Here is a 14898-nt window from a genome sequence, read left to right as displayed (position 1 = left end):
CTATTTTTAGAAATTCTTAAAATATTTCTTTTGAAAAAACTAGTTTTACCGTTGAGCCTTATGGTTCCTATGCTTATTTTCTCTCAAAACAGAAAAAGAGATACAGCAGAAAAAGTAACCGATATTGAGGAAGTCGTTTTCCAGAAAAAAGTCATCGGAAGAACGAACGACATTACCAATGTCAAGATTTCGGCAAAAGATGCTAAAAATGTAGCCTCTATAAGTGGTGGAATTGAAGGACTTCTTAAAACACTTCCTTCGGTAAACTCCAATACTGAGCTGTCTTCCCAATATATGGTACGTGGTGGAAACTACGACGAAAACCTTATCTATATCAATGATATTGAAATTTACAGACCTTTTCTGATCAGAAATTCACAGCAGGAAGGGATGAGCATCATTAATCCGGATATGGTTTCTGCAGTCAACTTCTCAGCCGGAGGATTTGAGCCTAAATATGGCGACAAAATGTCTTCAGCTCTGAATATCTATTATCGTGAGCCTGAGAAATTTGAACTCTCAGGAGAAGCCAGTTTAATCGGCGGAAGGCTTACAGCTGGGTTGGCTTCAAAGAATAAAAAACTGACCGCATTATTTTCAGGAAGATACAGAAATACCAATCTTGTTCTGAATACGCTGAACGAGGATACGGATTTTAACCCTACGTATTGGGATTTCCAGTCATATATCAACTACCATTTCAGTGATAAATTCTCCATGTCATTCATTGGATATTATTCCAAGAACGATTATGAAATGATTCCTAAAGCGAAAAGTGTCACTTTTGGGAGCCTTCAGCAGCCTATTACGGTCAATATCGGCTATGGCGGGCAGGAGCAGGATATGTATAAGAATATGATGGGAACTGTTTCGATGAATTATAAGCCTTCAGACAAATGGAAGCTTACATTGGACAGTTTTGCCTATCAGAACAGAGAAAAAGAATATTATTCTGTTGCTTCAGGCTACGAAATACAGACTTTTGATCCTGTGACGCAGGAGCCCAACGCTTCTTTTGATGGAGGAGGACAGATAGAGCATGCAAGAAATGACCTGTATGTAAGAACTTACGGTACGCAGTTCAGAGCGAAATTCTCTCCGAATATCAATACAGATATAGAAGTTGGTTTTAAATATGAAAAAGAAAACCTGAATGACAATACCAACGAATGGAAATTGGTAGACGCTTCGGGATACAGTATTCCACGTCCAATTGATGATCCGAGAACAGGAATGTCCGGAGATCTTCAGCTTTTTTACCAGATTGCCGGAAAAAATAAAATAGAGCCTTCAAGACTTTCTGCCTATGCACAGTATTCTCAGAAGTTTTACTGGGGAGCCAGCAAAGTATTTGTGAATGCAGGGGCAAGAGTTTCAAACTGGAGCTTCAATAAAGAAACAATCTTTTCGCCAAGATTTCAGTTTGCTATAAAACCTGACTGGGATACGGATATGCTCTTCAAACTTTCAGGAGGGATATATTATCAGGCACCTTTCTATAAAGAGATCAAAGATCTGGACGGAAACTTTAATTCCGATATAAAATCCCAGCGTTCGATGCAGTTAATTCTTGCCAACGACTATGAATTTTATATGTATGACAGACCATTTAAGCTGACTACAGAGGCTTATTATAAAAAAATGGATGATCTGATCCCTTATTATATGGATAATGTAAGGATCCGTTATTCCGGGAAAAACAATGCTTCAGGGTACGCTTATGGAATTGATACAAGATTATTTGGAGAATTTGTCCCGGGGGTAGATTCTTGGTTGTCTGCGAGTTATGCCAGAGTATTTGAGAATATTGACGGAAGAGGAAATATTCCGAGACCAACCGATCAGAGATTCAGATTTGCGATGTTCTATCAGGATTATATGCCTAAATTCCCTTCAATGCGTGTCAACCTAACGTTGGTTTATGCGATGGGACTTCCGAATGGAGCACCTGTTTTTACCGATCCTTATCAATATCAGAGAACACTGCCTTCTTATAAAAGAGTGGATTTAGGACTTTCAAAAGTATTCATAGATTCCAAAAGCAAGAAAAACCGTTCAGGTTTCTGGGGTAATTTTGAAGAACTCACGTTAGGCGTTCAGGTTTTCAATGCATTTAACATCAACAATACTGTGGCCAACCAGTGGATTACTGATTATAATTCGAGTGTTATGTATCCGGTTCCGGTACGTCTTACAGGACGTTTCTTCAATGTTAAACTTGAGTTTAAACTGTAACCGGGAGAATAGATATAGATATTAGATGTGAGATTTTAGAAGTTAGAGATAAAGTTGTAAAGACTGATATTCTACTTCATACAACTATTCTTTGCCTGTATAAAAATATAGAAAAGCTTCTGAAATGTTCAGAAGTTTTTTCATTGGGCTGAATTTTATAACAAGTATACAGAATTTTATAACAGCAGTTTCAAGGATATTTTTACCTTTGTCTTACCAATGAAAAAGATTCTCGCCATACTGTTCTCTGTTTTCTACTTCGGATTTTCTTCCGGAGCTGCATTCAGCGTACATTTCTGTATGGAGGAGTTTGTTTCTGTAAGCCAGAAAACCACGGACATCTGTGGCAAATGTGGTGTAAAGGAAAAAAAAGGATGCTGTAAAACAGAGATTAAAGTCGTAAAAGTCGATGATTCGCAGAAATCTGATTTGCTGATGATCGATTTTTTAAGTCAGATCGCTCCGGTATTGTCGCAGCAGCAGTTTTTCTTTGCCGATAAATCTTTTTCAGCTACAAAATTTACCCAGATAAGAATCAATGGCCCCCCCGAATACAGGCCGGTTCCTATCTATATCAATCATTGTAATTTTAGAATTTAAGATTCGTCTGTTGTCTGGTATTGTTCAGATGATCATTCCTTTCGTAGACAACACGTTTCAGCGCATGATGCGTTTCAATTATTCTTTATTAAAAAATTTAATTCTAAAATTTAAAACAATGAAAAAGTATATCATTACAGCAGCATTATCTCTATTCTCAATTCTTTCAATTTCTGCACAGTCTAAAAAAGACGCTCAGGTTTCGAAACTCTATCAGAATTATATCGCCATTAAGTCAGCTTTGGCTTCAGATGATGCAGACAAAACATCAAAAGCAGCTGCAGAATTTATTAAAACAGCCTCGGCCGTTGATTATAAATTAGTTTCAGAAGGTAATCTTAATATTCTGAGAAAAGATGCTACGGTAATTTCTGATGCCCGAAATATTACAGCACAAAGAGAAACCTTTTCCAACCTTTCCGAGAATATGATCGCTTTGACCAAAGAATTTAAGCTTTCTGAAAAACCTGTCTTTGTACAGTATTGCCCAATGGCTGACTCAAGTTGGTTAAGCGACGAAAAGCAGATCGCTAATCCTTACTACGGAAAATCTATGCTTTCTTGTGGAAGTGTAAAGTCAGAAATCAACTAATTATCCTATTTAGTTTTAAAATAACAAGTTGCATAGCCTGATCTATAATTGGCTTTAGGTTATGCAATTTTAAAAAGTTCGGAATATTATGAAAAAAATGATCATATTTCTGGTGCTTTTGTTCTCTGTTTTTACTTTCGCACAAACAACGAAAACATATTATACCTGCCCGATGCATCCAGAAGTAGTATCCTCAAAACCAGGAGACTGCCCGAAATGCAAAATGACCTTGGTAAAGAAAACAGTTGTGTTGAAACCAAAGGTTGTAGCACAGCCGCCACAAAAGACAGTTCAAAAGCCTGCAGATATTAAAAGCAATAAAGTTAAGGTTAAGACGGAAAGTAAGGTAAAGTCGAAGGCTGACATGCCTAAGGTTAATGTAAAGATAAAAACTAAAGAACCTGCAGTAAATAAAATCACAGCGAAGCCAAAATCTTCTCAGCTCCCATTTCAGCATAAAGCTCTTTACAGCTGCCCGATGCATCCTGAAGTGACTTCAGATCAACCTGGTAAATGCCCGAAATGCGGAATGGAATTGGTGGAAAAAGAAGGTCCTAAGCATTTTGTTGCAGAAGAACCGAAACAGAATCAATCCCTATTTAAAAGAAACTCTGAAAACGGAAAAGTTACTTTTGGTGGAAAAACAGTGAGATATGATCTCTATGTAAAAGATACGATCGTTAATTTCACGGGAAAGAATCGTAGAGCACTTGCCGTCAACGGGAAACTGCAGGCTCCCACTTTATATTTTACAGAAGGAGATACAGCAGAAATTTACCTGCATAATATGCTTAAGGAAAATACAGGACTGCACTGGCATGGTGTGATCCTTCCCAATGAACAGGATGGTGTTCCATACCTTACCACAAAACCTGTTACACCTGGCGAAACGCATTTATATAAATTCAGAGTATCTCAAAACGGAACCTATTGGTACCATTCCCACGAGGCACTTCAGGAACAGATTGGAATGAACGGGATTTTAGTCTTTAATAAAAGAGAAGGTGAGCCCAAAACTTCTTATACAAAAGAAATTCCCGTACTGCTTGGAGACTGGAGCGATGAAGATCCGATGCAGATCGCCAGAAGACTTCATATGGCCAATACAGACTGGTATGCCATTAAAAAGAATGCGGTACAAAGTTACTGGGAAGCCATTAAATCCGGAAATTTCGGAACGAAAGCCCTGAATGAATGGAAAAGAATGGAGGCGATGGATGTAAGCGACGTTTATTATGATAAATTCCTCATCAACGGACTTCCAAGTTCTGATTATTCTAATTTGAAAGCAGGTGATAAAGTACGTTTGAGGGTAGCCAACGGCGGATCGTCAACGTATTTCTGGCTGAATTATGGAGGAGGAAAAATAAAAGTAATAGGAAATGACGGTAACGATGTAGTCCCGGTGGAAGTTGACCGTCTTATCGTCGGTGTTTCTGAAACTTATGATATTGAAGTGACCATTCCTGAGAACAAAAGTTTTGAATTCCGTTCTACATCTGAAGACAGAGTAGGACATGCTTCACTATGGCTTGGTTCCGGTGAAAAAGTAGAAGCTCCCAATCTGCCCAGACTGTTGCTGTTCGAAGGAATGAAAATGATGAACGGCATGATGGAAATGAGCGGGAATATGAAGCCTATGAATATGACGATGGGCAATCAGATGATGGATATGAACGAAGTCATGTACCCTGAGCTTTCTGAAAGCCAGAGAAAAATGACGATGAAACATATGAACGAAATGATGGGGGTGAAAACCAAAGAGTCTGATAAAGATAAAAAGGAAGATCATTCTCAACATTCAGGAATGGACATGAAGGAAGAAAAGCCGATTAAAAGGCTGTCGTATAATCTCTTAAAGTCTCCTGAAAAGACAATTCTTCCGGATGAAAATGTTAGGGAAATGAAGTTTACCCTTGAAGGAAATATGAACCAGTACCTTTGGACCCTTGATAATAAAACGGTAACAGAAACGGATAAGATTCTGGTTAAAAAAGGGGAGGTTCTTAGAATTACACTCTACAACAATTCAATGATGCGTCATCCCATGCACCTTCACGGGCATGATTTCAGATTGATCAATTCAAAAGGAGAGTATTCTCCACTGAAAAATGTAGTGGATATTATGCCTATGGAAACCAATACCATTGAGTTTGCAGCCAATCAGGATGGGGACTGGTTTTTCCACTGCCATATTTTATACCATATGATGGCCGGAATGGGAAGGATTTTCAGCTATGAGAACTCAAAACCAAACCCGCAACTTCCAGACAGAAAGCTGGCATGGAAAAATTTCCTGAAGGATAATAAAATGATCAGCTCTATGGGAATGCTTGACATTGCAAGCAATAAAATACATGCAGAAAGCATGACGATGTTCGGACCAAGATGGGCCAATCTGAATCAGTTTCATTCCAATTGGGATTTCGATCACTTTGAAGGAAATGTAAAAGTAGGAAGATTCTTAGGGAAATTCCAGTGGGCACTTCCTTATGCAGGTTTCAGAATTCAGAAAAACCATGAGATTATGGAGAGGCAGATGGCAGAAGATATGGGGATGAAATTCCGTGGCAAAAAGACGTGGTTTGGACAGCAGAAAGCTTCAAAAGATCAATATGCCTTTATGGTCGGTGTACAGTATATGCTGCCGATGCTGGTGACCGCAGATGCAAGTGTAGATCAAAATGGGAAAGTTCTGCTGGAACTGAGCAGAGAAGATATTCCGATTTCCAGAAGGATAAGGGGAAATTTCAGCCTTAATTCTGATGGAGAATTTTCGACAGGACTGAGATATATCTTACAGAAATGGGTGTCAGTTTCCGGAAACTATGATAATGAAATAGGCTGGGGAGCCGGACTTACTTTTACCTACTAAAATGAGGCTGTTACAAATGACAGCCCTTTTATTTTGTGAGATCACGGATTCTTTATAATAAAAAAGCCAGCTCATTTAAAGTAATGAGCTGGCTTTATGTATGGGTGTAATCCGTCAGTTCTGCTTTTATTTCGAAACTTTCGGTGTAGCAGCATTTGCTTTTTCTTTTACTTTTTCAGCTGGTTTATAAGTAACATTTTTAATATCAACGGTCATTTCCTTCAGACGTTTTGCAACAGCTTCCGGCATTTCTTTCTGATATCTCCCTCCAATGATTTCCGAAAGGAATTTCTCCGTTTCAGCATACATCGCCATATTATTCACCGGCTTTCTGAATCCGTGTCCTTCGTCATCTGCCAGAATATAGTTCACCTTTTTTCCTTTATCACGAAGGGCAATTACAATCTGGTCTGCTTCAGCCTGTTTTACTCTTGGGTCATTCGCTCCCTGGATAATCAATAGAGGTTTCACGATTTTGTCCACGCTGAATAGCGGGCTTGCCTCACGGATCAGCTTTTTACCTTCTTCGGTTTTCGGATCACCTACCATTCCATAAAGGAAGGCACGTCCTGATTCCCAATAGGCAGGAACAGAATCGAGCAGGGTAAATATATTACTTGGTCCAACGATATCCACTCCTCCGGCATACAGGTCCGGAGTGAAAGCTAAACCAGCCAGTGTTGCATATCCACCATAGCTTCCTCCCATGATAACTACCTTATTTTTGTCAGCAATACCATTGTCAATCAGGTATTTTACGCCCCAGGTAATATCATCCTGCATCAGTTTTCCCCACTGTAAGTCTCCACCATTTTTGAATTTTTTACCGTAACCGCCGCTTGCTCTGAAATTAGGTTGCAGAACAGCATAACCTCTGTTGGCCAAAAACTGTACAGTAGAATTATACCCCCAATAATCTCTTGGACCTTTTGGACCTCCATGAACCAAAACGACAACCGGTAGATTTTTTCCGGAAGAACCTGTAGGCACTGTCAGATAAGCAGGGATATCCAGACCGTCGCTGCTTTTATAAGTTATAGGAGTCATAGCAGCCAGATACTTCTCCACCTTTTTCAATTCAGTTCTTGGTGTATACTGGAAAACCAATTCTTTTGTTTTTGCATCAAAGAAATAGGCTTCAGAAGCATACTTGTCTCCCCAAACTGAAATTAAAAATTTAGAATAGTCTTTTGTTGAACTGGAAAAATCAACTTCTCTTCCCGGGAATTTACTTTGTAGAAATTTGTAATTAGCTTCCCATGTTTTGTCTTTCCAGTAATTTTCAGTCTTATCTCCCGTATAGGTTGTTGAAATGATTTTTCTGGTATTTCTATCCATAAATAATCCTCCGAAATCAACCTTTCCCTTTGGATCACTTTCTATTTTTGTCGTCTGTTTGGTTTTAGGATCCATCAGAAATAGTGTTGATTTATCCAAATCTCCTTTATCAGTTACGAGATAGAATTTAGAATTATCTTCATTCCAGTTGGAAATATAAGCACCTTCTGTCACTAATGTTTCATAGATCGGAGTAAGTTTATCACCGTCCTTGTATAAAAATTGGGTAGTTCCCTTATCGTCTGTTTTGGATAAAACCCTTAGTTTTTCATCCCAGTCGAAATCATAACCCGTAACACGATCTTTATTTTCGTAGATCTTTTTCAGTTCCCCTGTTGAAATTTTCAGTGAATACAGATCATGCCAGGCTTTATCCCGGTTATTCAGTCCAATCATTAATAAGTCAGGATCTTTTTTGCTTACCATATAGATCTGGGCTGTTACCTCATTAATGGGGGTTAAATTTCTTGATTCAGGAACTCCTTTTGTTACACTTGCATTAGGATCCACTGCAAAAATATTCATATTCTCATCCCCATTTTTGTCTTTTACATACAAAATATATTTTCCGTTTTCCGACCAGAAATATCCGGCCAGCGGACGCTTGCTGTCGGTCAATGGACGGGCTTTGTCAAAAGGCTCATTCACCTTTTTTACCCAAATGTTCATAATCCCTTCATATTGTTTCATAAAAGAAATCCACTGTCCATCGGGGCTCAGCTGCCCACCGGATATTTCCGGGTTTCCATAAAATAATTCCCGATCCAGTAAAGGAACTTCCTGTGCGTGTGTTGTCTGAAATCCTATCATGAGTAATAATAAATAAAATATTTTTTTCATTGTCCTATTTTTTGTATTTAAATATATGAAAAAATACGCTTAAAGATAGAGAGTGAAAAAAAGCGCGTTTTTAGTGCAAATTGTTTAAAATTATTAGTTTAAAATACAAATCTGTCTGATTTATTTACTGTAAATACTAGTAAGGTGGTTAATTTTTATTCTTGAATTGCTTTGAAGTCAAATTGTGATAATCCCATATTTAGTACGTGGAATGTATCATAATTCTAAAAATAAAAATTAGCTCAAAGTAAATTGGTACTTAAAATATCTTGGAATGAATAAAGCCAACAGGAATATCCAGAGCAGGTAAGAGTTGAATGAAATGATTTCAGTTAAAGAAAAGGCTGTCCTACATTTCCAGTCGGATAACTTTTTCTGCCAGCTTTTGGTTCGTACTTTCCGGAATTAACCGCATCAATAGATTTCGTACTGTATTTCCTTTTTCCCACTGTGAAATTTTTCCGATCTTCCAGCTGGTGTCTACAATATAATCAACCTTTTTTCGTCTTATTTTTTGAAATTTTTCAAAAACAGCATTAAAATCCCGATTCTCTTCGAGAAGTCTTCCAATAATGTAGGCGTCTTCAATTGCCTGACAGGCACCTTGTCCCATATTGGGAGTAGTTGCATGAGCAGCATCTCCAATCAGACAAAGGTTATCAGAGTACCATAAAGGAATAGGAGACAGGTCGTTGATATCGTTAAGAATGATATTTTCTTCTGAAGTCGCTTCAAGAATATGTACAATAAGCGGATGAAATTCACTGAAAATTTCAGACAGATGATGATAGAGTTTGTAGTTCTGTTCATTCACTAAAGCATACCAGTATACTTTTTTCTCTGAAATTTTCACGAAACCAAACCGCTTTCCTTTTCCCCATGCTTCAATGGCTTCGTGATTGAAATGGTCGGGCAACTCAAATTCTGTTAATCCTCGCCAGCATTTCTGTCCGGCATTCCGGATGTTTCCTGTTTTCAGGATCTGGCTTCTAATCTTTGATTTGATCCCGTCAGCTCCAAATACTATTTTACTTTCCGTATGGATTCCGTTTTCAAAGGATAAAGAATAATTTACCTTTTTTTCAATCTTATTTAAAGAGTGATTAAGTTTAATATGTTCATATCCAATATTTTCTGCCAGAATCTTCTGCAGCTCAGCTCTGTGAATAGCTACATTACAGGAATTGTATTTTTTCTCCAGCGTATGAATGTTTGTTTTTGTTATGGGTTTTAAAGATTCATCCGTTATGGAAATTCCGTGGATTGTATGACCTGCATTTTCAATTTTTGTTTTTAAACCCAGCCTGTCAAAGATCTGCATGGCATTGACGGCCATCATGATTCCGGCACCTACGGGTTTTATTTCCGGAGCACCTTCATATATGGTAAAGTCCAACTGATGCTGCTTCAGAATATTTCCCAAAGCCAGTCCGCCTATTCCGGCTCCTATAATTGAAATTGTATTCATACAGGTTTGGGTTTTACTTTTTAAAGGGTCAGAATATAATTTTCAGATACTTTTTTGAATCCATATTTATTGAAGAAATGATGGGCTCCTGTATTGTCGATTCCGCTTTCCAGCATCAGAAAGCTGATATTCCAGTTTTTTGATTCTTCCACAGCCTTTTCCAGCAGCGTACTTCCAAGTGACTGTCCTCTGAGAGAATGATCTAGAAGCATATCTTCCAGTACTGCGTAATTCTTAAATCCACGGATGATATTGAAAACCAGCATTCCGATGATTTTTCCATCTTCATTTTCGGCAATAAGAATACTTAATCTGGAATTATGATCCGCATCAAAACCTGAATTAAACTGCGCTGTCAATATGTTTTTAAGGTCAGGATTCCAATGATTTGAATCTAAAGCTCTTCCTGAAACAATCTCACCATGGGATATATAGGAATCTGTTTTGTGTGTGATAAAAAAGTCAACCAGTTCTTCAGTTCGTGTCGTATCGTTAAGCCATTTTGTGGAGTAGTTCATTATTTTTATTTAAAATTTTTCAGTTCGTTTAACAGGTGATTCTGTTTATTGATAAAGTTTTCAAGACTGTCAGCTTTCAAGGGATGTGCATTCTGATATTTTACGATTTCAGGAAGCGTTTTTCTGATTTTGAAGGCTGTATAAAGGTTGTTGATATCATCACTGTTTTTATTCACTTTTGCAATCAGTTCTTTTACGTTGCTGATCTTAAGATCATATTGGTCAGCACTTATTTTGATTTCTTTTTCTACCTGCTGTTTCAGGAGAGAGTCTTTAATCATTTCAGCCTGCTGATGAGCATCAAGATAAAAAGATTCCGATTTATTGAGCGTTTCGCTATACAGGGACAGAACCTTTCCGCTTTCTTCAGAAACCTTGGAGACTTTGTCATCAAGAGCTTTTAGGTTTTTATCATTTTTGAGGAGCTCAAAATAAATTTTATCGATCATATTATCCTTACGGCCGCTTTTCAGAGAACCTGAAATAGATGATTCTGAATTGTCGATGGCATTTTCTGCAATTGGTGCATTTTCAGACTTATTTTCTTTACAGGAAAGCACTGAAAGTGCCAAAGCTGAAGCTAAAAGTATTTTTTTCATAGGTTTTTTAGATTGGTTTTATTCCTTATTAGTTGAAGATAGTCTAAAAATTGTTACAACCTTTATACAACCGAATGCAAATCAAAGTTTTTATTTTTAAAATTTAATGTAATCTTAAAATGTCCTAAGCTTGTATTCCCCGTTATTTCCAGGAAATTATGATGCACTTTTCTAAAGGAAACTTCAAACCTTTCGAAAATGGAGGGAAATTTTTCATTGCTTTTGCTCAATTGCAGAATAGGTTTATTGAAAGGAATGATAAAAATTTCCTGATCTAAAAAAACGATGTCTGCCTTAAAATAGGTCAGTTTTGCACTTATTTTGGAATAGCTCTCGATATTGGTTTCGACCTTTTCTATTAAAGTATAATGACGGTTTTTTATATGTCTGAAAAAGACAGCATCTCTATTCTTATGATAAAAATAGAGTAGAAGATTAATTACAATAAAACATAAAATGATTCCTCCAATGAAGAAAAAGATGTCTATATCCATCAATACAAAAATAAAAAAACGGAGCCTGAAACAGACTCCGCATACATTGTTTTTTACGCTAAAATTATTTACCTAAATAAGATTTCAGGATCTTGCTTCTGGTATTATGTTTCAGTCTCTTAATTGCTTTTTCTTTGATCTGACGAACTCTCTCTCTTGTAAGATCGAAAGTTTCACCGATTTCTTCTAAAGTCATCGGATGTTTTCCGTTCAGTCCGAAGTACAATCTTACCAAATCAGCCTCTCTTGGAGTTAAAGTATTCAATGCTCTTTCAATTTCAATCTGAAGAGATTCAAGCATTAAGTCTTTATCAGGACTTGGAGATTCTCCTGAACGCAATACGTCATAAAGATTAGAATCTTCACCTTCTACTAAAGGAGCATCCATGGACAGGTGTCTTCCGGAGTTTTTCATAGATTCTTTAATATCTTCCTCACTCATGTCAAGAACTTCAGCCAATTCTTCCGGAGAAGGTGGTCTTTCATTTTCCTGCTCAAGGTGAGCGTATGCTTTATTAATTTTGTTGATGGAGCCGATTTTATTCAACGGAAGCCTTACAATTCTCGACTGTTCAGCTAGTGCCTGTAAAATTGACTGACGAATCCACCATACCGCATAAGAGATAAATTTGAAACCTCTAGTTTCATCGTACCTTTTTGCTGCTTTCATCAATCCTAAGTTACCTTCATTAATTAAATCGGGTAAAGAAAGACCTTGATTTTGGTATTGTTTAGATACAGAAACTACGAAACGAAGGTTGGCTTTGATTAATTTCTCAAGTGCTGCTCTGTCGCCCGCACGTATTCTCTGTGCCAATTCTACCTCTTCGTCCGCAGTGATCAGTTCCACTTTACCAATTTCCTGCAAATACTTGTCTAATGAAGCAGTTTCCCTGTTGGTAACCTGCTTAGTGATTTTTAATTGTCTCATCTATTTTTATCCTCAAAAAAGAGTTACTATATATTATACGTCTGAAGTAGTAAAAAGGTTACACCAGTTTTAATTATTTTTTAAATGTAAGGCCGAGCGAAGATAAAAGGGGCCATGTTTTAAGCCTGTAATATGAACCTTAACCTTATATATATCCGATTTACAAAATATCAACCACAAAAAAAGCGAAACCGAAGTCCCGCTTTTATGATGAAGAATGAATAATCAGAAATTAAAAATTCTTTTTTTCAGTTGATGTGATCCATCAGTAACTCTTAAAATAAGTCATTCAATAATTTTGCCAGTCTAAGACCTCCGTAAAGAAGCTGTCTTTCAAGTGTTTCATTGAATTTGTACTGATAATCGTACGATAATTTTGAATCATTTGGAGTCTGTGCATAGATCTTATTGGCGATTTTATGAGAATCATACAACCAGTCTTCTACACTTCCTGTCTGGATTTGTGCTACTTCATCCTTAGATTTGATATCCAGAAGCTTTGCATATTCTGTGTAGCTGTATTTTTGAGAATCTACCAGTTTTCCATCCCATACAGAGTGAAGATTGGTTTTGTCTCCGAAATACGTAACATTGATTTTGTTTCCTCCAAGATCTTCAGATCTTCCTACATGAAGAGGCTGTGCAAGGTCTCCCATAATATGAATAAGGAAGATCAGCGCAATTTTTCTGTCTTTTTCAGACGTTTTTTCGTCTTTGATCTGGCTGGACAAGGTGTTTACCTGCGTGTAAAGGCTAGGTCCTGCCTGCATTTTAAGATTCTGGTCAAAAGCTTTAAAGTCCGCCTGCGGATCGATGTTTACATAATGCCATGATGACGCCTGTTTCCAAACTCCTGTTGTATCAGACTTGATGAAATCCGGCCAGTTGGCCCAATAAGCAAGGCGCTCTTTACCCATTATTTTTTTGATTCCTCTTCTTGCTTTACCGGACAGGTGATTTTCTGCGATCTCCGCGATCACACGGTGTCCCGTCAATCCCCATGCATAAGAATAAAGTGAAGATGAAATGAATGCTAAAATCAGAATTTTAGAATAAATACTTTTCATTATAAATAACATTTTACAAGGTGCAAAGATACGATCCGGTTTCCGATCCTGCATCAAATATGGGCAATTTCTTATCTGAGAGATGTTAATAAAACTTAATCTAAATAAAGAAGTTGCTGTAAAAGCGGTATAAAGAGATCTTTGATTAAAGCCTGACAATGGGTAAAGCATTGCCTGTCAGCTTTAAATTTAATTTTGAATAGGGAACCTTAAACCCCGGAATAGTGAGGATTACCGTATTTTTACGGAATTTCTCATGGATAATTCCTTTTAGTGTTAATAAATTAGTATTTTTAAATGAAAATTATTAGCAAATTATTTTTTCAAACTTATGAGATATATTATCTTTACAAGTCATAATCAAAGGAAACACTATGTATGAGAATAATATTGTAGACATGTATTACAATAAACTGCAGACCGACTTCAAAGCTGAAGCCGTAGCGGTGAACCTTTTGAAATATCAGCGTGCCGTAAGTAATATATTTATAGAACGGATCGGGATCAATGATCGGGCTTATCTGAAGGATATCAAAAGCATTTCGAGCAGTTATTTAGGATTTGATGAAGAAGTCTTCACTATAGAAACATATAGGGAAGGTATTTATGATTATCTCCCGGAAGGGCTGTTTCATCCGCCTTCTTTGGGAGCTTCGAGAAAGAATGTGGATACTGTTGTCCGTGAAATCCGTAAGCAGAAAAGAGTAGAAGAGGATGCCCGTAAGTTTTTCCGTCCTTTTGAACTGGAAATTTTTTTTACGGAAATCAGTTCCCTGCTTAAAGAATCCGAATTTGATATATCAAGCAGTACAGATGCGCTGCTGGACACCGTAAGTGAGCTGTGGCCTCTTATCAAAATGCTTGATGAGCAGAGTGCCTATATTTTTATTTATATTCTGCCGTTTTTTCATCAGATCAGGGGCGACAAGAAATGGTTTGAAAGATGTATGACCGCTTTTCTTCAGATACCCGTAGAAGTTACTTTTGCACCAAATATTATTGATAGAATTGAAAAAAACGATGATTCTATGTTATTGGGAAATTCCAAACTGGGAGTTACCTATATTCCAAGCGGAAAACACATGGACGGACAACGGAATTGGGTAGTCAATATTGGACCGATTCCTTATTCAGAAATGAAACAGTATATATCGGGGAGTCCCTTCAGAAATGTTCTTCAGGCTTTATATGATTATTTCCTTCCCGTAACTGTAGATGTACAGGAGAATTTCATTACGGAGAAGCAGGAATATTCGTTCAGTCTGGAAGATGATGAAAGAAATGCCAGCCGTCTTGGATACTCTACATTCCTCTAAAATAATTTATTATATTTACAACGAC

12 protein-coding genes are annotated in these 14898 nt (G+C 37.3%); 5 read left to right on the top strand and 7 right to left on the bottom strand.

Annotation, left to right across the window (positions count from 1 at the left end):
- Nucleotides 1-30 precede the first annotated feature (30 nt).
- The 4 genes from IW16_RS13340 (at nucleotide 31) to IW16_RS13325 (ending at nucleotide 6302) form a co-directional block, all read left to right on the top strand.
- Nucleotides 31-2235 carry a TonB-dependent receptor plug domain-containing protein gene (locus IW16_RS13340; RefSeq protein ID WP_034745018.1) on the top strand — a complete coding sequence of 735 codons (2205 nt, stop codon included), beginning with the start codon at nucleotides 31-33 and terminating at the stop codon, nucleotides 2233-2235.
- Between the two features lie 219 nt (nucleotides 2236-2454).
- On the top strand, nucleotides 2455-2835 hold the full coding sequence (locus tag IW16_RS13335; protein ID WP_223878173.1) for an HYC_CC_PP family protein: 381 nt from the start codon (nucleotides 2455-2457) through the stop codon (nucleotides 2833-2835).
- 118 nt (nucleotides 2836-2953) lie between these two features.
- Nucleotides 2954-3427, top strand: coding sequence for a DUF3347 domain-containing protein (locus tag IW16_RS13330; protein ID WP_034745351.1), 474 nt, complete (start codon nucleotides 2954-2956; stop codon nucleotides 3425-3427).
- An 88-nt stretch (nucleotides 3428-3515) separates the two neighbouring features.
- Nucleotides 3516-6302 (top strand): multicopper oxidase domain-containing protein, encoded by a 2787-nt coding sequence (locus tag IW16_RS13325; RefSeq protein WP_034745016.1) that lies wholly within the window; start codon nucleotides 3516-3518, stop codon nucleotides 6300-6302.
- 126 nt (nucleotides 6303-6428) lie between these two features.
- Here the strand turns inward: IW16_RS13325 and IW16_RS13320 are convergent, their stop codons facing one another.
- The 7 genes from IW16_RS13320 to IW16_RS13290 all read right to left on the bottom strand — a co-directional run bounded on the left by IW16_RS13320 (nucleotide 6429) and on the right by IW16_RS13290 (nucleotide 13557).
- Complete coding sequence (locus tag IW16_RS13320; RefSeq protein ID WP_051890212.1) at nucleotides 6429-8480, bottom strand: S9 family peptidase; 2052 nt, start codon at nucleotides 8478-8480, stop codon at nucleotides 6429-6431.
- 349 nt (nucleotides 8481-8829) lie between these two features.
- Nucleotides 8830-9948 (bottom strand): FAD-dependent monooxygenase, encoded by a 1119-nt coding sequence (locus IW16_RS13315; protein ID WP_034745014.1) that lies wholly within the window; start codon nucleotides 9946-9948, stop codon nucleotides 8830-8832.
- 20 nt (nucleotides 9949-9968) lie between these two features.
- Nucleotides 9969-10466, bottom strand: coding sequence for a GNAT family N-acetyltransferase (locus IW16_RS13310; protein ID WP_034745013.1), 498 nt, complete (start codon nucleotides 10464-10466; stop codon nucleotides 9969-9971).
- A 5-nt stretch (nucleotides 10467-10471) separates the two neighbouring features.
- Nucleotides 10472-11065, bottom strand: a complete 594-nt coding sequence (locus tag IW16_RS13305) for a hypothetical protein (protein ID WP_034745011.1) — start codon at nucleotides 11063-11065, stop codon at nucleotides 10472-10474.
- 62 nt (nucleotides 11066-11127) lie between these two features.
- Nucleotides 11128-11559 (bottom strand): hypothetical protein, encoded by a 432-nt coding sequence (locus IW16_RS13300; protein ID WP_034745009.1) that lies wholly within the window; start codon nucleotides 11557-11559, stop codon nucleotides 11128-11130.
- 64 nt (nucleotides 11560-11623) lie between these two features.
- Nucleotides 11624-12490, bottom strand: coding sequence for a sigma-70 family RNA polymerase sigma factor (locus IW16_RS13295; RefSeq protein ID WP_002979276.1), 867 nt, complete (start codon nucleotides 12488-12490; stop codon nucleotides 11624-11626).
- Between the two features lie 275 nt (nucleotides 12491-12765).
- A complete protein-coding gene (locus IW16_RS13290) occupies nucleotides 12766-13557 on the bottom strand; it encodes a S1/P1 nuclease (RefSeq protein ID WP_034745007.1) in 792 nt (263 codons plus the stop codon).
- Nucleotides 13558-13931: 374 nt separating this feature from the next.
- Here IW16_RS13290 and IW16_RS13285 point away from each other — a divergent pair, with 374 nt between their 5' ends.
- The gene (locus tag IW16_RS13285) at nucleotides 13932-14873 is read left to right on the top strand and encodes a type VI secretion system baseplate subunit TssG (RefSeq protein WP_034745005.1); all 942 of its coding nucleotides are present in this window, start codon (nucleotides 13932-13934) and stop codon (nucleotides 14871-14873) included.
- Nucleotides 14874-14898: the final 25 nt, after the last annotated feature.

Source organism: Chryseobacterium vrystaatense (genome assembly GCF_000737765.1).
In the GTDB taxonomy this organism is placed as follows: Bacteria; Bacteroidota; Bacteroidia; order Flavobacteriales; family Weeksellaceae; genus Chryseobacterium; species Chryseobacterium vrystaatense.
Note: the sequence above shows the minus strand (reverse complement) of the source record. Positions and strands in the feature narration are given on the sequence as shown.